Origin of the sequence: Streptomyces sp. NPDC013157 (assembly GCF_042899865.1) — a bacterium.
Classification (GTDB): Bacteria; Actinomycetota; Actinomycetes; order Streptomycetales; family Streptomycetaceae; genus Streptomyces.
Genome location: NZ_JBIBAK010000008.1, coordinates 383,500 through 405,848, shown reverse-complemented (window position 1 = coordinate 405,848; position 22,349 = coordinate 383,500). Strand labels below are relative to the sequence as shown.

Here is a 22,349-nt window from a genome sequence, read left to right as displayed (position 1 = left end):
CAACTCCTTCGTTGGGCGGATCACTTGACAGCAACCGGGTTGACGGGGGAGCCGACGGCTCCGGTGATGGGCAGGGGGGCCGCTGTGAGCCAGAACTCGTACCTGCCGTCGGCGGCACAGTCCGCGGCGAGGGCGTCCGGGTCCCACATCTCCCCTATGAGCAGGCCCATGTTGGGGATGGCGACCTGGTGCAGCGGCTGGAAGGCCTGCTCGAACTCGTTGGGCCGTACCTCGAAGCCCCAGGTGTCGGTGGCGATCGCGGCGATCTCGGTGCGGTGCAGCCAGCCGGCGGTGGTGAAGGACAGGCCGGGCGAGTCGCCACCGGCGTAGTCGCCCCACCCCTCGCGTCGGGCCCGGGTCAGCCGGCCGGTGCGTACGACGACGATGTCGCCGCGCCCGACGGCCACGCCGTGCGCCTCGGCGGCCGCCGTCAGGTGCTCCTCGGTGATGGCGAACCCGTCCGGCAACTCACCGTCGGATCCCACCACTTGGCCCACGTCCAGCAGCACCCCGCGCCCCGCGACGTACGGTGCCATGTGCTCTATGCCGGTGACGAGGTCGCCGTCGGAGGTGACGACCCTGGCGGCGTCCCGGCCGTTCCAGGCCCTGCCGTGGTCGAAGATGTGCCCCAGCCCGTCCCACTGGGTCGAACACTGGAGCGGCATCGCGATCACGTCGTCGGCGCCGCCGATGCCGTGCGGGAAGCCCTGGTTGCCGAGGGCCGCGTCGGTGCCGGTGTCCAGCATGGTGTGCACCGGGTTGGTGCGCCGCCGCCAGCCCTTCTGCGGGCCGTTCATGTCAAAGGGCTGGGAGAGCGAGAAACTGACGCCTCGTCGCACGAGCGCGGCCCCCTCGCGGCGCTTGGCCTCGTCGAGGAAGTTGAGCGTGCCGAGCACGTCGTCCTCACCCCAACGCCCCCAGTTCGAGAACGCCTTGGCGGCCTCGGCGATGGCACCTTCGGGGTCGTGCCGGTTCACGAGGCGTCCTCGGCGACACAGCGGGTGCGCTGCGTGCCGAGCCCGGTGACGGACCCCTCCATCACGTCGCCGTCGCGCAGCAGCCGCCCCCAGTGCATGCCGTTCCCGGCCGGGCTGCCGGTCAGCACCAGGTCACCGGGGAGGAGTCGGGCGGTCTGCGAGATGTACGACACCAGCCGGGCGACCCCGAAGAGCATGTCCTTCGTCGACTCGTCCTGCATGGTGTCGCCGTTCAGCTTCAGTGTCACCCGCAGGTCACCGGGGTCGGCGATCGAGGAGGCCGGGACGATCCAGGGCCCGAGCGGGGTGAACCCGGGCGCGTTCTTGGAGCGCAGCCAGTCCGTCCCGATGGCCTTCATGTCCCGGCGGAATACGGTGGCCCGATCGGTCAGGTCGTTGGCGATCGTGTACCCGGCGACATACGACAGGGCCTCCTCCACCGGTACCCGGTAGGCGGGCCTGGCGATGACGGCCGCCAGCTCCAGCTCCCAGTCCGGCTGTTCGGCCCAAGCGGGGAGCACCACGTCGTCGTACGGTCCGGCGACCGTGCTCGGCAGCCCGATGAAGACGTACGGCAGGTCCTCGGCGGCCCGCCGGTCCATCACCGCGGCGATCTCCGCACGCGCCTCCTCGACCGTGCGCGGGTCGTCGGGAGAGCGGTGGGCGACCTCCAGATCGATCACGTGCTGCCGGTAGTTGGCACCGGACTGGAAGATCTGCCGGGGCTCGACCGGCGCATGCACCCGCAGACCTTCCAGTGGCTGCCAGGCGCGGTCCATGTCGTCCGCCAGGGCGTGCAGTCGCGGGAGCGCCGCGTCCCAGTCGTCGAGGATCTCCCGGCTCGTCAGGGCGGGTTCATCGAGGACCGAGCGCAGGTCCAGCACGCGGCCCCCGGGGATCACGAGACCAGGGAACGGCGCCTGGCCAGGAGCGGAGAGGGTGCCGAGGGCAAAGGGCCCGGCGAAGGACGCGGAAGGGGCTGCGGGTTTCACGGGAATGTCCTCCAGATTGCGGTGCGACTAATCTGGCCTCGCATCCCGTAATCTGGGAAATAGATTCTTCTGATGTTGATCATCAGTCGCATGGATCTCGTAGCTCTGTGCGGTCTCGCTCTGGAGGCGTCGTGTCCCTCTCCGGCCTCGATCTCAATCTGGTCCTGTCCCTGCGCGCCCTGCTGGAGGAACGCAACGTCACCCGCGCCGGGCAGCGCGTCGGGCTCAGCCAGCCCGCGATGAGCGCGGCCCTGGCCCGCCTGCGCCGGCACTTCGACGACGAACTGCTCTCCCGCGTGGGCGGACAGTACGAGCTGACCGCGCTCGGCCGCGCCCTCCTCGACCGCACCGCCACCGCCTGTGACCTGCTGGAACGGGTCTTCAGCAGCAGGGCCGACTTCACGCCCGGCGCGGAGGAGCACGAGTTCACCCTGCTCGCCTCCGACTACGCCGTCACCGTGTTCGGTGCCGAACTCGCCCGGACCGTCCACGCCGAGGCCCCGGGCGTGCGGCTGCGCTTCCAGCGGACCCCGCCCGACGTCACGGAGGACACCGGGACGCTGCTCAGCACCGCCGACGGGCTGCTGATGCCGCACGGCGTCATCAGCGGCTTCCCCGCCGTGGAACTGTTCGGCGACCGCTGGGCCTTCCTGGTGGCCGAGGCCAACGACGAGGTCGGCGACCGCCTGGTCATGGCCGACCTGGCACGGTTGCCCTGGGTGATCTACCAGCGCATGTACGACGCCCCGGCCGCCCGCCAGCTGAGCATGCTCGGCGTCGACCCCCGTCCCGAGGTCTTCGTCGACAGCTTCCAGGCACTGCCGTTCCTGGTCGCCGGCACCCGCCGGATCGCACTGGTGCAGCGGCGGCTCGCCGAGCGGCTGAGCGGGGTGGCCGCCGTACGGGTGCTGGAACCTCCCTACGAGGCGGTCCCGCTGCAGGAGGCACTGTGGTGGCACCCGGTGCACACCCACGACGCGGCCCACATCTGGCTGCGCGAGACCGCCGCCCGGGTGGGAGCGGAGCTGACCGCGTCCGGGCCCGGCCGGAGCGCCGTCCCGGCCCGCTAGCGCGCTCACGCGGGGGCTCAGGATCCAGGACACGGATGATCCGCATCTTCGATCTCGATCAGCGGGGGGCTAGGCACGGACTGCCCGGTGACCCATAGTCGTCTCAACCCGGCGCCGGAGCCGCACCACCACACCGCCGCCGAGACTGCGCGGGCACCCGAGAGCCGACCCTTCGCACCGCCACGGCAGTCACCGGCCCGTCCCAGCGCGCCCGGTCCCCGTCCGGGGCTCCGGTGCGACCGCGTCGAGACGGCCGCACCCCGTCCCCTCCCGACACGCCAGGTGGAGCCCTCATGCCTGCACCCGTGCCCCCGCTCCCGTCGTCCGCAGCCGTCGAAGATGCCCCGGCCGAACAGACCGTGTCCGGCCCCGGGCACCGGATACGCATCACCCTGCTGATGGCCGGCAGCTGTCTGCCGATCCTTGGCGCCGTGCTCATCGCGCCCGTCCTGCCGAAAATCAAGGACCATTTCGCGGGCGTGCCGGGCGTCGACGCGCTCGTCCCGGTCTCCCTGACGATCCCGGCGCTGTCCCTGGCGCTGCTGGCCCCCTTCGCGGGCATCGTCGTCGACCGGCTCGGCCGTAAACGCCTGCTCGTCGTCGCCACCGTGCTGTACGCACTCGTCGGCACCGCACCGCTCTGGCTGGACTCGCTCGGCGCCATCGTCGCCAGCCGTGCCCTCGTCGGCGTCGTCGAAGCCGCCATCATGACCTGCTGCACCACACTGATCGGCGACTACTACTCCGGCAGACAACGCGACCGCTACCTCGCGATGCAGACCATGTGTGCCTCCATCGCCGCCACCGCCTTCTTCGTCCTGGGCGGCGCGGCCGGATCGGCCGGCTGGCGGGCTCCCTTCTGGGCCTACGCCGCGAGCCTGCTCCTCGCCCCCGCCATGGCCGCCTTCCTGCCCAGGCCTCCGCGGGCCCAGCCGGCCGCGCCCGCCGCCGAGCCCTCCGCAACCGCCGAGCCGGCCGGTCGGCGGGCCTTCCCCTGGCGGCCCCTGGCCGGCATCTGCGCACTGACCGTCTTCGGCGCCGTCATGTTCTACACCGTCCAGGTGGAGATGTCCTTCCTGCTGGACGACATGGGCGTGACCGACACCGGCGTCATCGGGCTGGCCATCGCGGCCTCCAGCGTCGCCACCGTGGTCGGCGCGGTCGTCTTCACCAAGTCCGGCCGCAACCCGCTGTCCTGGCTGCCGTTCGCCTTCGGGCTGTGCGCCCTCGGTTTCGCGGTGCTCTGGATCGCCCCGAACCCCGTCGTGCTCACCGCCGGTGCCGTGATCAACTGCCTGGGCGGCGGCATCATGCTGCCGAGCCTGCTCACCCTCGCCCTCTCGAAGCTGGAGTACACCGACCGGGGCCGCGGCACCGGGCTGTGGATCGGATGCTTCTTCCTGGGCCAGTTCATCTGCCCGCTGGTGGTGCTCGCCCTCACCGCCGCCGTCGGCAGCCTGCCGAACGCGGTGGGCGTACTCGCCCTCGCCGGAGCACTCGGCGCCGCGGGGCTCGGAGCCGCCGTCCGCAGGCGGTCGCCGGCAGCCGCCCCGGCACCGGCGGGACGGACCGTGCCCACGCCGGCAGTGGCCGAGGCCTCGCACGCCGGCGAGTCGTAGACCGTTCCGGTGGCAATCCGCCCACCCTTCCGTCCCGGACCGGCGACGGAAGGGTGGCGTCATTGCGGCGGCGCAATCCTGAACTCCCGGTGCCCCCGGCAACCGGCAAACCCTTCCTCACAGGAGTGCACATCATGTCCACACCCGATTCCGCCCGTCCGGCGCCGGAGGGCGCGCCCGCCGTGGGCATGCCGAAACCGCCGTCCGACCCCGCCGCCCAACTCCAGTGGCTTGTCGACCGCGCGGCCATCGGCGACCTCCTCATCGAGTTCGCCCGCGCGCTGGACACGCAGGACTGGGACACGTACGTCTCCCTCTACGTGCCCGAGGGCAGCATGTCCCCGTCCGAGTCGATCCGGCTGGTAGGCCACGAGCAGCTGCGGGGCGTGGGCAGCAGCCGGCAGCTGGGCCGCTATCGGGGCACCTGGCACCTCAGCTCGAACCACGCCATCCACATCGACGGCGACACCGCCCGCTCCCGTTCCTACCTGCTGGGCGTGCACATGCTCAGTGACGACACCTTCCGCCACGCGGACGGCGCCGGCTGGTACGACTGCACGCTGCGCCGCACGCCCGACGGCTGGCGGTTCGTCACGGTCCGCATCCACGAGGTGTGGAACGCGGGCGAGCCCCTGCCGCACGCGCCGCGGCCGTAAGAGCGTCCCGAACCCCGGAGAAAGAGCAACGTGACAACTCTTCGCTTCGACGCCCACGTCGAGCAGGGCCCCGACCGCGTATGGGCCGTGCTCACCGACGTGCACACGATCCCGCAGTGGTTCCCGGCCGTACGGGAGGCGCATTCCGACGGCGTCCACCGTCACCTGCGCACACCCGAGGGGACGCTGCAGGCTCTCGTCGTCACCAAGGACGACGAACTGCGGCGGTTCCAGTACCGGTTCGCCGAGGGACTGCCCGAGCCGATCGACTTCCACCTCGGCACCATCGACGTCCTCCCCGACGGCGACGGCTCACGTGTGATCTACAGCCAGGAGATCCTTCCGGAGAGCCTGGCCCCGCTCGTCGAACGGGCGGTCGGCGCGGGAATCGCGGGCATCGCCCGGTACTTCGCCACCCACCCCTGAGGACCGAACGACCCGCGCGGCGGCACACACGGATCATGCCGGTCCGGCACCGGAGGACATCCCGTCCCGGTGCCGGACCGGCCGGTCGGTGGCTGCGATCCGCTACTGCGGGACGATACGGAACTGCTGGTTGGTGCTGGAGCTGGAGCTCCACTGGCCGAGGTCGGAGCCGCTGGAGGTGCGGCCCATGCCGTCCAGGTAGAGCCCTGTCGCGCGGTTCCTGAACCGGACGTAGTCGCCCGATGTCACCTCCATCCAGTCCTGGGAGGTGGCGGTGCTGTCGGTCGCCTGGCCGGCCGCCGAACCGTTGGCCGTGGCGCCCAGGCCGTCGAGGAACAGCCCGGTGGTGTGGTTCTTGAGGCGGATCCAGCTGCCGTCGGGAACGACCGACCACTCCTGGTTCGTGGTCGAACCGACGGGCCACTGGCCGACGGTGGAACCGCTGGTCGTACGCCCGCCCCCGTCGACGTACAGCCCGCTGGTCCGGTTCTGGATCTTCAGGTACGACGTGTCGGACGAGGCGATGGCCGGGGAGACCTGGATCCTGTCGAGGTTGGGGGCGTAGGCGGAGCTGTTGCCGAACTTGATGGTGTTGGATCCCGCGCTCAGGGTCACGTCGACCATCACGGTCCAGTAGTTGGACCAGCCACCGGAGTTACGGAAGTACACGCGCTGCGCGGTGCCGCTGTTGACCGAGATGTCCGCGTACCGGTTGATGATGTTGTAGGTGTTGCCGCCGTCGCCGCGGTTGTCGGCGTTGGCGTAGGTGACGACCATGCGGTAGACGCCGGCGGTGGCGGCCGTGACGTTGTTGAACGTGAGCGTGTTGGCCGAGCCGTTGCCGAGCCAGTCGACGTACTTGCCGCCCGACGCCGCGGAGTCGGTCTCGATCGCCGCCGTGCCGCCGAGGGTGTTGGCAGAGGCCTCAGCCTCGTAGCTCGCGGTCGAACCGGACGTCGACGTGGTCACGTCGATCGAGTCGACCGCGATGTTGTCACTGTCGTCGCTGGTGTAGGCGCCGTAGTTGATCCGGTTGATGCCCTGGGAGAGGTACATCGTGACCGTCTTGGTCTTCCACGTGTTCCAGTCCGCCGTGCCGGGCAGCGACAGGTCGGTCAGCTTGGACCCGTTCACCGTCACCCGGGTGCTGCGGTCGGTGGGGGCGCCGCTGCTCGGCCCGGCCGAATAGCGCAGCGTCACGTCGTAGTAGCCGTTGCTGGGCGCGCTGACCACGAAGTTGGTGCTCGCACTGCTCGAACCGGCGTAGCCGTCGACGTAGTAGGTGCCGGAGTACCCGGTGTTGGAACCGTAGGTCACCCGGGCGCTGCCGCTGAGGTCCGCGTACTCGGCCTCGTAGCGGGTCGGCACGTCCGCCGAGGAGGCGCTGGTGGCGGGCGTGATGATCATCTGGTAGGCCGAGGTCGCGGACATGTTCGGGACCGTGACGGTGATCTGGCCGTTGCTGACCGGGTAGTCGCCCTCCTGCACGACGTAGGGCCGGCCGGCGGCGGTGTCGGTCCCGGTGCTGTCCGTGCCCTCGACGATGGCGTGGACGGTGCTGCCGAGGTACGACGCGGAGCCGAACCCGCTGACGACGACATCGGTGCCGCCCGAGGTGCCGCCGAAGACGACCCGCGCCTGCTTCTTGGCGGAGTCGAGTGTCGCGACGCCCTGGAGCGAGCCGTTCTGGGTCGGCGGTGTGACGGTGACGGTGTTGCCGGTCATCTCGCCGTACCAGTTGTAGAGCCACCAGGCGCCGGTCGCCTGGTTGTTGTGCCGCCGCCAGTGAGCAGGATCAGGTGCAGGCGCTCTACCAGGCAGCCAAGGCGGAAGGTGGCAAGGTCACCGTCTACATCGGCGGCGACGCGCCCGGCCAATGGGACTCGCTCTCCTCCGCCTTCACCCAGCAGTTTCCCGACGTGAAGCTTCACCTGGTCACCGACCTGAGCAAGTACCACGACGCGCGTATCGACAATCAGCTCGCCACGCACCATCTCGTCGCCGACGCCGCGATCCCACAGACCTCACAGGACTTCGACCGCTGGAAGAAGCACGGCGCCCTGCTCAGGTACAAGCCGGTCGGCTGGGACAAGGTCTTCGCCAACGCCAACGACAAGGACGGCTACTACACCGGCGTCTTCTATGGCGCCTTCTCGTACATCGTCAACACCAAGCAGCTCCCCGTGAAGCAGAGCGCGAGTTCAAGGGCACCGACCTGCTCAAGCCCGCCTACAAGGACAAGTTGATCCTGACCTATCCCAACGACGACGACGCCGTCCTGTTCGGATACAACCAGATCGTCGACAAGTACGGCTGGAACTACCTGGCCAAGCTCGTCCAGCAGAACCCCAAGCTGATCCGCGGCGTCCCGGGTTCGGCGGCCGGCGTGGCGAGCGGCGACTATCTGGCCTCCGTCGCCGTGGGCGGCGACGCCCGGCCCAACGGCACGCAGGTCTTCTCCAGCACCGAGCGCTTCAACTCCTGGACGCAGCGCGGCGCCGTCTTCACGCAGGCCCCGCACAAGAGACGCATGCCCCATCTTGCGCTGTACACATTCGGCGTCCTGAAGTCACCTCTCGCCGATCCCGCGCCTCTCACGCGCGAGTTCTACGAGACCGGTGAGGCCGTCTACCGGAAGATCAGCCAGCACCCCGGGTACCTCGCGCATGCTGAAGCGGCGGACGCTTACCGGGGCATGCTCTTCAAGGCGGACTGGGGTGCATGGGGAGAGTTCGCCGTACCGACCTGGTACGGCAAGGGCCATACGGTGGAAACCACCGCCCTGGCCGCGACCCTCTCGCTCTGGACCGACCTGCGTCCCGCCTTCGACGCCGTCTACACCGGTCTGCACCGCGAGGCGCTGAACAGGCGTTACGACTGGTTCGAGAGGACAGGGCACCCGAACTACGTGTTCTGGTGGGTCTCCGACGGCGTGATACCCACCTGGCGGGACGGGGTCTCCAGGCTGGAGCACCTCCACGACCACGGCTCCGCGCGGCACGCCTTCACCTTCCACGACCCGTTCGCCCCGGACGGAACTTCGACCAGGTTCAAAGGCATCGGGCCGAAGGGCGACCAGGTTCGCTGACAAGGAAGCCCGAACGACTGGATCCGGGGTCCGCCCGCCGCCTGTGGGTCCTGTCCGAGGAACTGACCGGCGTCACCTTCCCCGACCGACGGCGCACCGCGCGGGCCGCTCAAGTCGGGCAGTCCGGACGCCGATGATCTCCGTGGAATGGTCGTTGTCGAGAAGGGCTGGACACTGTGACGTCAGCATCGGTCGGGCGGTCGCTGGACGTGCTCGCGGTCGCCGTCGACGAACTGCGGGCCGGGCGGACGGTCGTCGTGGTCGACGACGAGGACCGGGAGAACGAGGGCGACCTGGTCATGGCCGCCGAGTTCGCCACCACCCAGGCCATGGGGTTCTTCGTCCGCTGGACCAGCGGGCTGATCTGCACGCCCATGGCCGCGGAGATCGCCGACCGGCTGGAACTACCGCTGATGGTCACCCCCGCCCCGGGCACCGGCATCATCGACACGACCGCCTACACCGTGTCCGTGGACGCGCTCGGCACCGGCTCCGGCATCTCGGCCGCCGACCGGGCTCTGACTGCACGCACCCTGGCCGACCCCACCACCCGGCCCGACCAACTGGTCCGCCCCGGGCACGTGTTCCCGCTGCGGGCCCGCCCCGCAGGCATCGCCGAGCGGCGCGGCCACACCGAGGCCACCGTCGACCTGCTGCGCCTGGCCGGGCTGACGCCGGTCGGCGTGATCAGCGAGGTGTGCGAGGACGACGGTTCCTGCGCGCGCTTCGACCGGCTGCGCGCCTTCGCCGACACCCACCGTCTCGCACTCATCTCGATCGAGCAGCTCGCCGGCGAACTGCACCCGACCGCTGCGGCGGCGCTGTGACCCGCCCGGGCACCGCGACCGTCTTCGACCTGGACGACACCCTCGTCGACACCGCCGGGCACTGGCCGCGGGTATGCGCCCGGTTCACCGCTCGCCACGGACACCGGTGGCAGCCCGAGGACACCACCGCGCTGCACGGCAACGGCCATTGGGCCGGCTACGTCGCCGGGCTGTGCGGCGGCGCCGTGAACGCCGCCGACGTCGTGGACGCGTGCACCACCGAGATGCTCCAGGAGTGCGCCGCCGGACGGGTACGGGCACTGCCCGGAGCAGTCGAGCTGGTTCTGGAGGCCTGGCGGCACGGGCCCGTCGGGGTGGCCACGGCCAGCCCCCGCCGCTTCGTGACCGCCGTCCTGGACAGCCTGGGCCTGCTGGAGCACTTGGACGCCGTGGTGTGCGGGGAGGACGTGGTACGGGCCAAGCCCGCACCGGACGCCTACCTGCGCGCGGCCGCCGGCCTCCGCGTCGTGCCGTCCGACTGCCTGGCCGTCGAGGACTCCCCCCACGGCATCCGCTCGGCCGCCGCCGCCGGCATGCGCGTCCTGGCCATCCCCCGCCACGGCATGCGCCTGCCGGCCGACATCGCCTCGCTGCCCGCCGCGCACGCACGAACCGCGACCGACGCCCTGCCCCTGCTGAGCCGGTTCCTCACACCTCGTCCTGCACTCGCCGGAAACCGGTCGCCGGTCCTGTGACGACCCAGGGCGAACCGGCACCGCCGGCCGCGGCGACACGTCACTCCCCAGGAACGGTGGTGCCGGGCAGGTTCCGTCTCGGAGCATCCGACCGCTGCCGCTCCGCCGTGCAGGCACCGTCCGGAAGCGCCAGCCGGCAGGTGTCCCCCGGCGCCACGCGGACCGCGCGGTCCGGCAGCCGGATGTCGATGGGCGAACGGTCCGAGGCGGGGACCCGCATCTCCAGCCCTCCGCGCTCCAGGCGCAGCCGTACGCCCCAGTGCCCCCGGTAGCGGAGGGACACCGCGTACGACGACAGCTCCGGCAGCGGCACCGGGTCGAGCCAGAGCGCTCCGTCTCGGGTCTCCAGGCCGGTGAGCCCGCGCTGGACGAGGTCGAGGGTGCCCGCCATCGCGCCGAGGTGGATCCCCTCTCCGGTGGTGCCGCCCTGGACGTCGGCGATGTCGCCCCGCAGTGCCTCCTGGACGAACCTCCACGCATCCGCGCGCCGGGCCCGGGCCAGCACCCAGCCGTGGACCAGGCCGCTGAGGGTGGAGCCGTGGCTGGTGCGGCGGAGGTAGTAGTCGACCGTGCGGGCCCAGATCCCGTCGTCCAGTGTGTAGCCCAACCGCCGGAAGAGCGACCGGAGTTCGGCCGGGGAGAAGAGGTACCCGAGCATCAGGACGTCGGCCTGTTTGGACGCCTTGTAGCGGTTGACGGTGTCGCCCTCCGCCTCCAGGATCCGGTCGAGGCGGCGGATGTCGCCGTACCGCGCACGGTAGCCGTCCCAGTCGAGTTCGGCGAGGTCGCCGTAGCCCTCGAACTGGCCGATGACGCCCTCGTGGAAGGGGACGTGGAGGGTGTGCGACACCTCCTCCCAGTGTCCCGGCTCACCGTCGTCGAGGCCGATCCGGCCGGCGAGTTCACGGCGTCGTGGCTCGGGCAGCCTCCGCAGCAGTTCCAGGGCCCGGGTGAGGACCCAGGCGGCGGTGACGTTGGTGTAGGTGTTGTCGTCGAGGCCGGGCTCCGGTGCGTCCGGGTAGGCGTCGTGGTACTCGTCGGGGCCGACCACTCCCCGGATGCGATACCGGCCGAGCCGGTCGTCCCAGGTGGCCGAGTCGGCCCAGAAGCGGGCGATCTGCAGGAGTGTCTCGGCGCCCTCGGTGTCCCGGAAGCCGGTGTCGCCGCTCGCCTCGCAGTACTGCCACACGTTGTACGCGACCGCCGAGCCGACGTGCCACTGCAGCCGCGAGTGGTCCGGGAGCCAGCGCCCCGAGCGGGGGTTGAGGTGCAGTTCCTGGGACTCCTCGCGGCCGTCGCTGCCGCTCTGCCACGGGTACAGCGCACCGCGCCGGCCCAGCGCGTGGGCGGCCGCGCGGGCCTGGTCGAGACGCCGGTACCGGTAGCGGAGCAGGGCCCGGGAGACCTCCGGGAAGTGCAGGTTCAGGAAGGGCAGCACGAACAGTTCGTCCCAGAAGACGTGCCCCCGGTACGCCTCCCCGTGCAGTCCCCGGGCGGGCACGCCCACGTCCAGGTCCGCCGTGTGCGGGGAGAGGGTCTGCAGTACATGGAAGAGATGCAGCCGCAGAATCCGTCCGGCCCGGCCGGGGACGTCCAACTCGGCTCGCCGCCAGAGGTTTTCCCATGCCGTCCGGTGCGATGCGAGGAGAGCACTGAAGCCGGGAGCGGCGCCGGCACGGTCGACGGCCGCCCGCAGGGGGTCGCCGATCGCGGGGTCGCGCGAGGTGTGGACGGCCGCGATCTTGTCGACGACGACGGTGTGTCCCGGTGTGAGCCGGAGCAGGAGGCGCTGTACGGCTCGCAGCGGCTCGGGCGTCGCCTCGGTGATCCGCGCGTCGGTCACCAGCCGGGCCGCCATGCCGATGCGGATGCCGGAGGTGCTGGTGCGGCAGCGCAGCCACACCGTGTCCGGGGCCGCCACTCCGCCTTGCACGTGGGTCAGATGACAGCCGTCGAGGTCGCGGTAGCGCGCCACCCCGGCGTTGGTGACGCTCCCGTCGAGGGCGGCCTCGACCTCCAGCTCCCCGGCGTAGCTCTCGGCGGTGAACTCGGTGCGCAGGGCGGCCAGATGCGGGTCGGCCATGTGGACGACGCGCTGCTGACGGACGTAGAGCACGCCGCCGTCGCCGAGGGCGAAGCGGGTCCGGCGTTCCAGGAGGCCGGTGGCGAGGCGCAGGACCTGCCGGTGGTCGAGCACCGTGGCGGTGTCCGGGGTGAGCCAGTCCCCGCCCGGCAGCCGGAACCGGAGCGGCAGCCAGTTCGGGAGGTTGACCATGTCCTCGTTCTCGACCAGGTGTCCCGCCACGTCTGAGGTGAGCCGGTTGTAGCAGCCGGCCGCGTAGGTGCCGGGGTAGTGCACCTCGTCGGCGGTGCACTCGGGCAGGGCGCCTCGGGTGGCGAAGCAGCCGTTGCCCAGCGTGCACAGCGACTCACGCAGCCGTTCGTCGGTGGGCAGGTAACCGTCGTACTCCCACGTCCAGCCGCTCACTCCGGCTCCCTCCGTGCACGTGGCCGGCGCGCAGAGAGCGGGCCGCTCGGCCGGGGCCGCACCCCGCAGTACTGCAACGATCACTCCGGTTGCGGCACGACCGCCACCGGGCACTTCGCGTGGTGCAGCAGGGTGTGGGCCACCCGGCCGAGTTGCAGACCGACGTGTCCGTGCCGACGCCTCGCTCCCACGACGACGAGGTCGGCGGCGGCCGAGCGGTCCACGAGGATCCGGTGGGCCGGTCCCTCGGCCGTCACGCTGCGGACGCTGACCTTCGGATGGGCGGCCACGGCTTCGCCGAGCAGCGTGTCGAGCAGCGCGGACGCCTTCTCCTCGTGCCGGCGGGCGACCTCCCCGAGCGCCACCTGGTTGCCGACCTCGTGGGCGGGGCAACGCCAGGCCCGGACGGCGTACAGGGCGCATTCGCGGGCCTCGGCCTCACGGAAGGCGAACCGCACGGCCTCATCCGCGGTATCGGGATCCCCGGCGCCCAGCATGATCCGCTCGTGGCCGCCGGACAGGCCGGTCCTGTCGCCCCGGACCACGATCACCGGGCAGCGCGCCTTGGCCGCCACGGCCAGACCGACCGACCCGAGCAGCAGCCCGGTCAGCTCACCCCGGCCGCGCGACCCGGTGACCAGGGCATGCGCGTTGTCGCCTTCGCGCAGGAGGGCGTACACCGCGTCGTCGGGGAGGATGTCGGTGGTGACCTTCACGTCCGGGCAGCGTTGTGCGGCGCGCTCGGCCGCGGAGGCGACGATGTGTTCGGACAGCACGCGTTCCGAGGGGCGTTCCGTGCCCTCCGACGGCACCCCGGCCTCGTAGCGCTCCCACCGGGAGGCGTACACCAGCCGCAGCGGAAGGTCGTGGCGGGCGGCCTCGTCCACCGCCCAGTCGACCGCGAGCAGGCTCCCGTCCGATCCGTCGACGCCTACGACCAGGGGAAGTGTCATCGTCCCCACCGCCTTTCGTCGGACTGCCACGTCGTGCAGCAGGGGGCTCCGATGTCACCGTGCCACCTTCCGGCGACGGGTTGGAGGGGCCACTCGGCCCGTTCGGGTGCCCGGTCAGCCCCTGTCGGCGTGGAGCAGCGCGCCGGACGCTGGGCTCGGGCCCACCGGAGGGGAGGGCTCTCGGTACGACCCGTCTGTGCACGGGTCACGGCCTTGAAGGAGGCTCGGACATGAAGCCCACGAAGGTCGGCGCCGTCATGGTCACCGACGTCGTCACGGCTGGGTACGGCACACCGTTCAAGGAACTGGTGCGGCTCCTGGAGGAGCACCGCATCAGCGGCCTTCCGGTGGTCGACGAGGACGGCAAGGTGATCGGCGTGGTCTCCGGGACCGACCTCATGCTGCACCAGACCCGGGACCCCGGGCACGACCACACGCACGCCGTGGGCCGCGGCGCCCGGCGTGCGGCCGTCAAGAGCAACGCGACCACGGCGGGCGGTGTCATGTCGGCGCCCGCCGTCACCGTCCGCTCCGATGCCACGGTCACCGAGGCGGCGCGGCTGATGGCCGGCCACCGTGTCGAACGCCTGCCTGTGGTCGACGCGGAGGGCCGGCTGGTCGGCATCGTCACCCGCGGCGACCTGCTCCGGGTCTTCCTGCGTTCCGACGACGAGATCGTGCGGGAGGTCCGGCAGGAGGTCCTCGGCAACACCCTCTGGCTGGCCCCTCACACCGTCGAGGTCGCGGCCCAGGACGGCGTGGTCACCCTCACCGGCCGGCTGGAACGGCGCAGTGAGATCCCCGTCGCGGTCGGCATGACGCGTCGGCTGGACGGTGTCGTCGATGTCGTCGACCGCCTCTCCTACCGGTTCGACGACAAGCACCTGCGGCCGACCGAGCAGAAGCTCCACGGGGTGGCCGACGACTGGCTCCGCATGCTCTGACGGTGGCACCGCACACGGGTCCGGCGCTCTCCCGGGGGAGAGCGCCGGACCCGTGTTCAGCAGTGCACCGATGTCCGGTGGTCGGACGGCTTCGGCCGGTACGGTTCTCGCGGAGCCGGTCCGTGCCGCCTGCGGTTGCGCAGCCGGGCGGTCAGGGCGTCGAACGCCGTGGTGAACACCGCGGTGAGGATCGCCGTCATCGCCAGCGCCAGCACCAGCAGGACGGAGAAGCGCTCCCAGAACTCCGGTGTGAGGCTTGTGCCCACTGTCATCGCCCTCCCTGATCGGGGTCGTTCCCCTCACTCCCAGCCAACTCCGACGCCCCTCGTGAGGCATGAGCCGGACGGCCCGGAGCACGGCCCTGGGCGTCCTTGCCGTGGGGGGCCGTGGAGCCCGGGGCCGCCGGGCCCGCGATGCACCCGCGCCCGAGGCCGAACGACCCCTTGCCGGGCCCGGGCGGCCCGTGGCGGCCGGGTCCGCCCGGACCCACCCTGGGAGCAGGGCCCCTCGGCCCCGCCCGTCCTTCGGAGGAGGAGACCATGCCCGGCAAACCGCACACCGTGAGCGACGTGATGACCCGTACCGTCGCCGCGATCGGCCGCGACGCGCCGTTCAAGGACGTCGTCACCCTGATGACGGAGTGGAAGGTCAGCGCCCTGCCCGTGCTGGAGGGCGACGGCCGGGTCATCGGTGTCGTCTCCGAGGCCGATCTCCTCCCGAAGGAGGAGTTCCGGGACAGCGACCCGGACCGGTTCACCCAGCGGCAGCGCCTCGACGATCTGGCGAAGGCCGGCGCGGTGACCGCCGAGGAGCTGATGAGCACGCCCGCCGTGACCGTGCACCCGAACGCCACGCTCGCCCAGGCGGCGCGCATCATGGCCCAGCGCAAGGTCAAGCGGCTGCCCGTCGTCAACGACGAAAGCCTGCTCGAAGGCGTTGTCAGCCGCTCGGACCTGCTGAAGGTCTTCCTGCGCGGCGACGAGGAACTCGCCGAGGAGGTACGTCACGAGGTCGTCGACCGCCTCTTCCCGCTGTCGGCCGACCACATCCAGGTCGAGGTCGCCGAAGGCGCCGTCACCCTCACCGGATGGGTCGAGGACAACGGTCTGGCCGCCGTGGCCGAGCGGCTGGCCCGGGCTGTCGAGGGCGTGGTCGACGTCCGCTGCTGCCTGGTCCCGGCGTCCACGCGGAGCGACCCCGGATGACGGGGCAGGACACACGGGATCATCGCCGCGTCGCGCCCGTCGACGGCGGACACAGCGGTGTGCGCGGCCGGTGGGCACCGGCCGCGCACACCTGATGTGGGATCGGCTCCCTCCCCCCTGGGGGTCAGCCGGTCCGCACCGGAATGGTCCTGGTTCCCGTCTTCTCCTCCGGGACCGGGACCGTGACGGTCAGCACGCCGTCCTTGTACTCCGCGGCCGCCTCGTCGCCCTTCGCTCCGGCGGGCAGCCGGACGGACCGGGCGAAGGTGCCGTAGCGGAACTCGGTACGGTGCTTCTCCTTGGTCTCCTCGGTGCGCTCGGCCCGCAGGGTGAGCACACCCTCCGTGACGGTGATCTCCACGTCGGCGGGTACGACGCCCGGAAGCTCGGCCCGCAGCACATAGGTCCCGTCCTTCAGCTCCTCCTCCACGCGGATGCCGTGCAGACCCGCACCCCCGTGCGGACCGGGGAAGCCGGACTCGGCCCAGCCGAACAGGTCCTCGGGCAGCACCGGCCAGCCGCGCAGCCGCTCGATCATGCCGCTCATGTGCTTCCTCCTCTCGGATTGTCATCTCCAGCCTGGCCCAAGGGCGTTGGAACAGCCGTGGGCCGACCGGCCCTGTCCTGGCTCCGGTCGGCCCTCTCCTGAGGTCATCCCTTGCCCCCGCTGAAGTTCCGCCACTGGGGTCCGATCTGCCGCCATTCCGCGTCCCATTCGGCAAGGCGGCGCCGCATCAACCGGCCGCGGAGGCCCCATCCGGCGCCCCACACCGCGGTGGCGGCGAGCGGTGCCACGAGGGCGGCGGCCGCGACGGCGTCGAGGGTCGCCTCGCTCCGGCTCGTCGGCGCAGCGGCCACCCGCTCACCGCGATCCACCCAGACCTGGAGCCGGCTGCCGATGGTGGCCGTGGGGACGGCCTTCGCCAAGCCGGTGTGTGCGGAGCCGTCCGAGGCCGTCCAGCGCACCGTGACCCATACCTTCCCCGCGTCGTAACCGGCCACGACGGGCGTGCCGCTCTCCGCGTTCTCGGTCAGTTCGGCGGACACCACATGGAGCGCGGCACGCCGCTCGGCGAACGTGTGGTCCACGGTCGCGCCGGCCCACCATCCGGCGAGCAGCCCGCCGACCAGGGTCACGGTCCAGACAGCGAGCACCACCCAGGCCTCGACCACGTCGCTGTGGCGCCGCAGCGGATTGCGCCGCCAGCGCCAGAACGGTCCGCCGACCACGCGTCCGGGAGTCGTGCCGGTCATGGTCCGCCTCCTCCTTCCGGGGCCCGGGACGTACGGCCTCGGCCGGGCGGGGTGTACCTGGCGTCGGGAAGATCGGGGTCGAGGTCCGGGCGTCGGGGCGGACCTGCCAGCGTGCACTCCACGGCGACCACACCGTCGACGCCCCGTACCCACCCGGCGGCCACCGGGACCAGGGCGGTGTCCGGGACACGGCCGGTGAGGGTGACGACGCCGTCGCGTACCTGCGCGCGCACCCATTCGGCCGAGTCGGGGAAGAGGTGCGGGAGGATCTCGCGCCGGATCTCCTCGGCGATGTCCTCGTCGTCCCGCATGAACACCTTCAGCAGGTCGGCACGACTGACGACCCCCTGCAGCAGTCCGTCCGCGTCGACCACCGGAAGCCGCTTGACGCCGTGCCGGGCCATCCTGCGCGCGGCCTCGGGCAGTGGGGCCTCGGGGCCGACGGTGACGGCAGGCGTGGTCATCAGCGCGGCAGCGGTGGTCGATGCGGCCTCGGCGAGGTCGGGCCCGGACCGGACCTGGCCGTAGCCGACCGGGACGCCGGTGCGGGCCTCCTCCCGGCGCACCAGATCGGCTTCCGAGACGACGCCGACGACCCGTCCGCCGTCGTCCAGGACGGGCGCCGCGCTCACCTGCCACTGCTGCAGGGCCTTCACGATGTCCTTGAAGGCCGCGCCGTGGCGCAGCGCGAGGACGGTGTGGGTCATCACATCGCGCACGACGTGTGGAGTGCCGGTCATGGCGACCTCCAGGGTTCGGCAGCCGTGGTCCGACACCCCCAGGATGGGCCATCCGCCCTCGGAGGGCATGAGCCGAACGGCCCCCTCCCCGGTCCCGGCATTCCCGAGCCGGGTTCCGGGGACAGGTCCCGTCTGCTGCTACGGCTCCCCCACCGGCACCCGCCACACCAGCGTCGTACCCCCGCCCTCGGAACCCGGGGGGCACTCCCACTCCAGCCGGCCGCCGAGTTCCGCCGCCCGCTCCGCCATGTTCCGCAGCCCGCTGCGGCGGCCTTCGGGCGGGATCCCCACCCCGTTGTCCCTGATCGTCAGCGACAGCTCCTGCCCGTCGGTCGCCAGGACCACCTCCGCGCGGTCGGCCCGGGCGTGGCGGGCGATGTTGGTCAGGGCCTCGGACAGGACGGCGACCGCGTGGTCGGCGATCTCCTTGGGCACGTCCGTGTCGATCAGCCCCTCCATCCGCACGCTCGGCGCGAACCCGAGCGCCGCCGCCGCCTCCCCGACCATCCGCACCGCACGGGCCCGCAGCCCGGTACCGGCGCCGCCCTCCCGGGTCCGCAGCCCGAAGATCGTCGACCTGATGATCTTGATGGTCTCGTCCAGGTCGTCCACCGCCCGCAGCACCCGCTCCGAGGCCTCCGAGTGCTCGATGAAACGTCCCGCGCTCTGCAGGGTCATGCCGGTGGCGAACAGGCGCTGGATCGCCAGGTCGTGCAGATCCCGGGCGATCCGGTCACGGTCCTTGAGCACCGCGATCTCCTCCGCGTCCCGCCGCCGCTCCGCCAGCTCCATCGCGAGAGCCGCCTGCGCCGCGAAGGCCTGAAGGGGTTCCGTCTCCTTCGCGGTGAACAACGGCCCGCCCGCCTCACGCGCCAGCAGCACCACCCCCCGCACACCGGCTTCGCTCGTGCCGATGGGGCTGGCCACCGCGGGCCCCAGTCCTATGAAGCGCGGTGGCTCGGGCGAGACCCGCTCGTCGTGGACCACGTCCTCGCTGGTCACCAGGGCGCCCTGGGAGAACGCCAGCCCCATGAGCGTCTTGTCGAGCGGAAGCACCAGCCCCTGGTGCGCGTCCGCGTCCATACCGACGGCGATCTCCACGGTGAGGGAATCCGTGTTCTCCATCGGCGTCGCAACCGCCGCCAGCGCCGAGCCGGTGATCTCCCTGGCCTGCTCGGCGATCAGCCCGAGAGCCTCCGCGCTCGCACTGCCGGACATCAGACTGTTCGTGATCTCCGCGCTCGCCCGCAGCCACCGCTCACGCAGCCGCGACTCCTCGTACAGCCGGGCGTTGTCGATCGCCACCCCGGCCGCCACGGCCAGCGTCGACGTCACCGACACATCCTCTTCGTCGAACTGGCCGCCGCCCCGCTTCTCGGTCAGGTAGAGGTTCCCGAAGACCTGGTCACGCACCCGGATCGGGACACCCAGGAAGGTGTTCATCGGCGGGTGGTTGGGCGGGAAACCGTACGACGCCGGATGCTCGGAGAGCTTGGCCAGGCGCAGCGGCTCGGGATCACGGATCAGCTCACCGAGGATCCCGTGCCCCTCGGGCAAGGGGCCGATCCGGGCGATCTCCTCCTCGGTGACACCGACCGTGTGGAACGCCGACAGCCGCCTGCCGTCCGGCCCGATCACGCCCAGCGCCGCGTACTCGGCGTCGACCAGCACGGCCGCCGCCTCCACGATGCTGTGCAGGGCCTGCTCCAGGTCCAGTTCCCGGCCGACCGAGAGCACCGCCTCCAGCAGACTGTGCACCCGGTCCCGGGTCCCCCGCGCGGCGTCCAGCCGGGCCTGCAGCTCCTCCAGCAGCTCGTCCAGCCTGAGCTGCGGCAACCGCCCCCGGGCCGCCTCATGGCTCTCCACCGCACTCCTCCCGACCCCGTCGACTCGTACACCGGCAGGTCCGGTCAAGTGCCACCGTAATGCGCGGCGACCCGCGTTGACACCCGGATCACGTCAAGTCGTAGGTACCGACGGCGGAGCCGCCCGGCCGTGCTGAGCGGACGGCCCGGACTGACCTCCGGGAGCAGCGCACCACCCGGAGTGCAGGAGCGGCACCGGTGTCCCACGGTGCGGCCGGTGCGGCCGGTGCGGCCGGTGCGGCCGGTGCGGCCGGTGCGGCCGGTGCGGCCGGTGCGGCCGGTGCGGCCGGTGCGGCCGGTGACGAGGGTTCGGGAGACGGTCTCCAGGACGCAGGCAGCAGCGAGGCAGCGCGTCCCGTGTGCATCCGTGGTCTCGTCCACCGTTCCACCCCGATCGGGGGTGGCTATTCCGGCGCCCGGCCCGGCCCGGATCCGACCGTGATACGGCGCCCGGTCACGGAGCGGGGCTCGATCCGCACCCACAGGTCGCGGTCGCCGCCCGCCCACGGAGTGCTGTGGGCCGACACGGTGAGCCGGCGCACCTCCTCCGCCTCGGTCACCCGCCTCGCCGGTCCGCGCACCAGCACGCTCCAGCCCTCGCCGAAGGCGTCGTCGATGCGGTCGACCTCGAAGGCCACCTGACGGCCCGGGGCCAGGGACGGTGTGGTTTCGTCCGCGGTCCTGAAGACGATCGCGCCGTCGACGACGCTGTAGTTGACCGGCAGGATGACCGGACCCGAGGCGGCGTCGACGCCGAGGCGCCCGACGCCGTGCGAGCCGAGCAAGGCCCTGCATTCGGTCGGGCTCAGCTCGGTGAACTCGGGGCGGTATCCCGCCCGGCCGGGTCCGGGCGGGGTGTCCAGGTCTCCTCCCGTGAGGTGCGAGATGGTGGTGTGCAGGACGCCGGCGAGCCTGAGCAGGGCGCCCGTGCCCGGCGCGGCCTCGGGGTGTTCCTCCAGGTAGCGCAGGTAGCCGGCCGCGATGCCGGACCGTTCGGCCGTCTGCTCGCGGGTGAGGCCGAGTTCCTTGCGGCGGGCCGCCACGCGGCGCCCCAGGTCTCCCAGCGCTGGTCCTTCTGCCGTGTGCGGCCGTACCTGTTCGGCCATGACGGGTCACGTCCTCTCGTCGGTCAGGTCCCGCGGACGGCGACCTCGTGCTGCTCCCCGCCGAGCACGACCTTGAGCGCGCCGGTGTCGGCGGCGCCCGCGAAGACCTCGTACGCCTCGGCCATGTGGTCCAGCGGGAAGGTATGGGTGACCAGTTGCGAGGTGGGCAGCCGGCCGGCGGCGGCCATCCGCAGCAGGGTGGGGGTGGAGTGGGTGTCCACCAGTCCTGTCGTGATGGTCACGTTCTTGATCCACAGGTCTTCGAGGTGCAGCGTTGCCGGCTTGCCGTGCACGCCGATGTTGGCGACGCGACCGCCCGGCCGGACCATGCGGGTGCACAACTCGAAGGTCTCCGGTACACCGACGGCTTCCATGACGACATCGGCGCCGAGACCGTCGGTGAGGTCGGCGATCAACTGCTCCGGCGCTTCCCGGGCATCGGCGACGGCATCCGCGCCGAGGCGCTTGGCCGCCTCCAGCCGGGCGGGGGCCAGGTCCACGGCGACGATCCGCTCGGGGGCGAACAGCCGGGCCGTGGTGATCGCCGCGAGGCCGATGGGGCCCGCACCGACCACGGCCACGGTGTCGCCGGGGCGCACCCGGCCGTTCAGCACGCCGACCTCGTAGGCGGTCGGGAAGATGTCCGCGAGGAGCACGGCGTCCTTGCTGTCGACCGTGCCGGGCAGCGCGTGGACGGACAGGTCCGCGAACGGGACGCGGACGTACTCGGCCTGGGTGCCGTCGACCAGGTGGCCGAGGATCCAGCCTCCGCCGCCGCGGCACTGGCCGTACATCCCTTCCCGGCAGTAGGAGCAGCGCCCGCAGGAGCTGATGCAGGAGACCAGCACGCGGTCTCCCGGCCGTACGGTCCGGACGTCACTGCCGACCTCGACGATCTCGCCGACGGCCTCGTGACCGAGGATCGTGCCGGGCTGCACCTCCGGGACGTCGCCCTTCAGGATGTGCAGGTCCGTCCCGCAGATCGTGACGGCGTCCACGCGCACGACGGCGTCGGTGGGCTCCTTGATGGCGGGATCGGGGACCTCTTCCCAGGCGGACTGCCCGGGACCGTGGAAGACGAAAGCCTTCATGGGGTCGCTCACCGTCCTTGGTCCGCTGCGGGGCACGGGATCGGCGGACGCCGGCGGCGGGTGCCGGCCGGACGCCGGGACATCGCCGGTGCTGCCCCACGGATCCAGCCTCTCCTGTCCCGGACGGGCCCGCTTGGGCCGTCCGGCCCTCATCACCTGCCGGACGGGCCGCCCGTCCCGAAGAACCGGACACGGGCCGTCCGTGCCCTGCGGGCACCGGCCCGCGGGGCCGAGCGGCCCTTCCACCCCCCTCGGGCACCGAACGGTCACGCCGGGCGGCGGCTTCCAGCGGCTGCTGCGCCGCGCGGACCTGGGCGACGCCTTCGAGCGGTATCCCGGCCTCCGCGAGGCTC

22 protein-coding genes are annotated in these 22,349 nt (G+C 71.8%); 10 read left to right on the top strand and 12 right to left on the bottom strand.

The genetic code is table 11. The features are described from left to right. Window positions 1-20: 20 nt before the first annotated feature. Both ACFY6U_RS25400 and ACFY6U_RS25395 read right to left on the bottom strand, forming a co-directional pair. Entirely contained in the window at window positions 21-977 is a 957-nt protein-coding gene (locus ACFY6U_RS25400) for a cyclase family protein (RefSeq protein ID WP_390041701.1), read from the bottom strand. Continuing rightward, window positions 974-1,969, bottom strand: coding sequence for a fumarylacetoacetate hydrolase family protein (locus tag ACFY6U_RS25395; protein ID WP_390041699.1), 996 nt, complete (start codon window positions 1,967-1,969; stop codon window positions 974-976). The genes ACFY6U_RS25400 and ACFY6U_RS25395 overlap by 4 nt, the downstream gene beginning before the upstream one ends. A gap of 131 nt (window positions 1,970-2,100) precedes the next feature. Between ACFY6U_RS25395 and ACFY6U_RS25390 the strand changes: the two genes are divergently transcribed. From ACFY6U_RS25390 to ACFY6U_RS25375, 4 genes are all read left to right on the top strand, one after another. Further along, entirely contained in the window at window positions 2,101-3,039 is a 939-nt protein-coding gene (locus ACFY6U_RS25390; protein ID WP_351712123.1) for a LysR family transcriptional regulator, read from the top strand. A gap of 293 nt (window positions 3,040-3,332) precedes the next feature. After that, complete coding sequence (locus ACFY6U_RS25385; RefSeq protein ID WP_390041697.1) at window positions 3,333-4,658, top strand: MFS transporter; 1,326 nt, start codon at window positions 3,333-3,335, stop codon at window positions 4,656-4,658. 134 nt (window positions 4,659-4,792) lie between these two features. After that, window positions 4,793-5,314 (top strand): nuclear transport factor 2 family protein, encoded by a 522-nt coding sequence (locus ACFY6U_RS25380; RefSeq protein ID WP_390041695.1) that lies wholly within the window; start codon window positions 4,793-4,795, stop codon window positions 5,312-5,314. A gap of 30 nt (window positions 5,315-5,344) precedes the next feature. After that, entirely contained in the window at window positions 5,345-5,740 is a 396-nt protein-coding gene (locus tag ACFY6U_RS25375; RefSeq protein WP_390041693.1) for an SRPBCC family protein, read from the top strand. A gap of 102 nt (window positions 5,741-5,842) precedes the next feature. Here the strand turns inward: ACFY6U_RS25375 and ACFY6U_RS25370 are convergent, their stop codons facing one another. Then, window positions 5,843-7,465: an RICIN domain-containing protein gene (locus tag ACFY6U_RS25370; RefSeq protein WP_390041691.1), complete on the bottom strand. Its 1,623-nt coding sequence runs from the start codon at window positions 7,463-7,465 to the stop codon at window positions 5,843-5,845. A gap of 74 nt (window positions 7,466-7,539) precedes the next feature. On the opposite strand from ACFY6U_RS25370, the gene ACFY6U_RS25365 reads away from it, so the two are divergent. The 4 genes from ACFY6U_RS25365 to ACFY6U_RS25350 all read left to right on the top strand — a co-directional run bounded on the left by ACFY6U_RS25365 (window position 7,540) and on the right by ACFY6U_RS25350 (window position 10,350). Next, a complete protein-coding gene (locus ACFY6U_RS25365; RefSeq protein ID WP_390041689.1) occupies window positions 7,540-7,986 on the top strand; it encodes a hypothetical protein in 447 nt (148 codons plus the stop codon). 284 nt (window positions 7,987-8,270) lie between these two features. After that, window positions 8,271-8,828, top strand: a complete 558-nt coding sequence (locus ACFY6U_RS25360; RefSeq protein WP_390041793.1) for a DUF3291 domain-containing protein — start codon at window positions 8,271-8,273, stop codon at window positions 8,826-8,828. 176 nt (window positions 8,829-9,004) lie between these two features. Next, window positions 9,005-9,655 carry a 3,4-dihydroxy-2-butanone-4-phosphate synthase gene (ribB, locus tag ACFY6U_RS25355; protein WP_390041687.1) on the top strand — a complete coding sequence of 217 codons (651 nt, stop codon included), beginning with the start codon at window positions 9,005-9,007 and terminating at the stop codon, window positions 9,653-9,655. Beyond that, complete coding sequence (locus ACFY6U_RS25350) at window positions 9,652-10,350, top strand: HAD family hydrolase (RefSeq protein ID WP_390041685.1); 699 nt, start codon at window positions 9,652-9,654, stop codon at window positions 10,348-10,350. The genes ribB and ACFY6U_RS25350 overlap by 4 nt, the downstream gene beginning before the upstream one ends. A 40-nt stretch (window positions 10,351-10,390) precedes the next feature. Here ACFY6U_RS25350 and ACFY6U_RS25345 read toward each other — a convergent pair whose 3' ends face one another. Together ACFY6U_RS25345 and ACFY6U_RS25340 are read right to left on the bottom strand one after the other, a co-directional pair. Then, window positions 10,391-12,838 carry a glycoside hydrolase family 65 protein gene (locus tag ACFY6U_RS25345; RefSeq protein ID WP_390041683.1) on the bottom strand — a complete coding sequence of 816 codons (2,448 nt, stop codon included), beginning with the start codon at window positions 12,836-12,838 and terminating at the stop codon, window positions 10,391-10,393. Window positions 12,839-12,918: 80 nt separating this feature from the next. Next, window positions 12,919-13,791, bottom strand: coding sequence for a universal stress protein (locus ACFY6U_RS25340; RefSeq protein ID WP_390041681.1), 873 nt, complete (start codon window positions 13,789-13,791; stop codon window positions 12,919-12,921). A gap of 230 nt (window positions 13,792-14,021) precedes the next feature. Here ACFY6U_RS25340 and ACFY6U_RS25335 point away from each other — a divergent pair, with 230 nt between their 5' ends. Beyond that, the gene (locus ACFY6U_RS25335) at window positions 14,022-14,735 is read left to right on the top strand and encodes a CBS domain-containing protein (RefSeq protein ID WP_390041679.1); all 714 of its coding nucleotides are present in this window, start codon (window positions 14,022-14,024) and stop codon (window positions 14,733-14,735) included. A gap of 56 nt (window positions 14,736-14,791) precedes the next feature. Here the strand turns inward: ACFY6U_RS25335 and ACFY6U_RS25330 are convergent, their stop codons facing one another. After that, entirely contained in the window at window positions 14,792-15,007 is a 216-nt protein-coding gene (locus ACFY6U_RS25330) for a hypothetical protein (protein WP_390041677.1), read from the bottom strand. A 267-nt stretch (window positions 15,008-15,274) separates the two neighbouring features. Here ACFY6U_RS25330 and ACFY6U_RS25325 point away from each other — a divergent pair, with 267 nt between their 5' ends. Beyond that, complete coding sequence (locus tag ACFY6U_RS25325) at window positions 15,275-15,940, top strand: CBS domain-containing protein (protein WP_390041675.1); 666 nt, start codon at window positions 15,275-15,277, stop codon at window positions 15,938-15,940. A 124-nt stretch (window positions 15,941-16,064) separates the two neighbouring features. Here the strand turns inward: ACFY6U_RS25325 and ACFY6U_RS25320 are convergent, their stop codons facing one another. From ACFY6U_RS25320 to ACFY6U_RS25295, 6 genes are all read right to left on the bottom strand, one after another. Continuing rightward, window positions 16,065-16,487: an Hsp20/alpha crystallin family protein gene (locus ACFY6U_RS25320; RefSeq protein WP_351500465.1), complete on the bottom strand. Its 423-nt coding sequence runs from the start codon at window positions 16,485-16,487 to the stop codon at window positions 16,065-16,067. Between the two features lie 104 nt (window positions 16,488-16,591). Continuing rightward, window positions 16,592-17,194 carry a hypothetical protein gene (locus ACFY6U_RS25315; RefSeq protein ID WP_390041673.1) on the bottom strand — a complete coding sequence of 201 codons (603 nt, stop codon included), beginning with the start codon at window positions 17,192-17,194 and terminating at the stop codon, window positions 16,592-16,594. Further along, window positions 17,191-17,934: a CBS domain-containing protein gene (locus ACFY6U_RS25310; RefSeq protein WP_390041671.1), complete on the bottom strand. Its 744-nt coding sequence runs from the start codon at window positions 17,932-17,934 to the stop codon at window positions 17,191-17,193. The genes ACFY6U_RS25315 and ACFY6U_RS25310 overlap by 4 nt, the downstream gene beginning before the upstream one ends. Window positions 17,935-18,072: 138 nt before the next feature. Beyond that, window positions 18,073-19,800: a GAF domain-containing protein gene (locus tag ACFY6U_RS25305; protein WP_390041669.1), complete on the bottom strand. Its 1,728-nt coding sequence runs from the start codon at window positions 19,798-19,800 to the stop codon at window positions 18,073-18,075. A gap of 403 nt (window positions 19,801-20,203) precedes the next feature. Then, on the bottom strand, window positions 20,204-20,905 hold the full coding sequence (locus ACFY6U_RS25300; RefSeq protein WP_390041668.1) for a helix-turn-helix domain-containing protein: 702 nt from the start codon (window positions 20,903-20,905) through the stop codon (window positions 20,204-20,206). A 23-nt stretch (window positions 20,906-20,928) separates the two neighbouring features. Beyond that, window positions 20,929-21,996: a zinc-dependent alcohol dehydrogenase family protein gene (locus tag ACFY6U_RS25295; RefSeq protein ID WP_390041667.1), complete on the bottom strand. Its 1,068-nt coding sequence runs from the start codon at window positions 21,994-21,996 to the stop codon at window positions 20,929-20,931. Window positions 21,997-22,349 lie beyond the last annotated feature (353 nt).

Coding starts and splice junctions, on each gene's coding strand:
- ACFY6U_RS25385 (WP_390041697.1), top strand. CDS start 3,333: ATGCCTGCACCCGTGCCCCCGCTCCCGTCGTCCGCAGCCGTCGAAGAT.
- ACFY6U_RS25380 (WP_390041695.1), top strand. CDS start 4,793: ATGTCCACACCCGATTCCGCCCGTCCGGCGCCGGAGGGCGCGCCCGCC.
- ACFY6U_RS25370 (WP_390041691.1), bottom strand. CDS start 7,465: ATGACCGGCAACACCGTCACCGTCACACCGCCGACCCAGAACGGCTCG.
- ACFY6U_RS25360 (WP_390041793.1), top strand. CDS start 8,271: ATGCCCCATCTTGCGCTGTACACATTCGGCGTCCTGAAGTCACCTCTC.
- ACFY6U_RS25340 (WP_390041681.1), bottom strand. CDS start 13,791: ATGACACTTCCCCTGGTCGTAGGCGTCGACGGATCGGACGGGAGCCTG.
- ACFY6U_RS25335 (WP_390041679.1), top strand. CDS start 14,022: ATGAAGCCCACGAAGGTCGGCGCCGTCATGGTCACCGACGTCGTCACG.
- ACFY6U_RS25330 (WP_390041677.1), bottom strand. CDS start 15,007: ATGACAGTGGGCACAAGCCTCACACCGGAGTTCTGGGAGCGCTTCTCC.
- ACFY6U_RS25325 (WP_390041675.1), top strand. CDS start 15,275: ATGCCCGGCAAACCGCACACCGTGAGCGACGTGATGACCCGTACCGTC.
- ACFY6U_RS25320 (WP_351500465.1), bottom strand. CDS start 16,487: ATGAGCGGCATGATCGAGCGGCTGCGCGGCTGGCCGGTGCTGCCCGAG.
- ACFY6U_RS25315 (WP_390041673.1), bottom strand. CDS start 17,194: ATGACCGGCACGACTCCCGGACGCGTGGTCGGCGGACCGTTCTGGCGC.
- ACFY6U_RS25310 (WP_390041671.1), bottom strand. CDS start 17,934: ATGACCGGCACTCCACACGTCGTGCGCGATGTGATGACCCACACCGTC.
- ACFY6U_RS25300 (WP_390041668.1), bottom strand. CDS start 20,905: ATGGCCGAACAGGTACGGCCGCACACGGCAGAAGGACCAGCGCTGGGA.
- ACFY6U_RS25295 (WP_390041667.1), bottom strand. CDS start 21,996: ATGAAGGCTTTCGTCTTCCACGGTCCCGGGCAGTCCGCCTGGGAAGAG.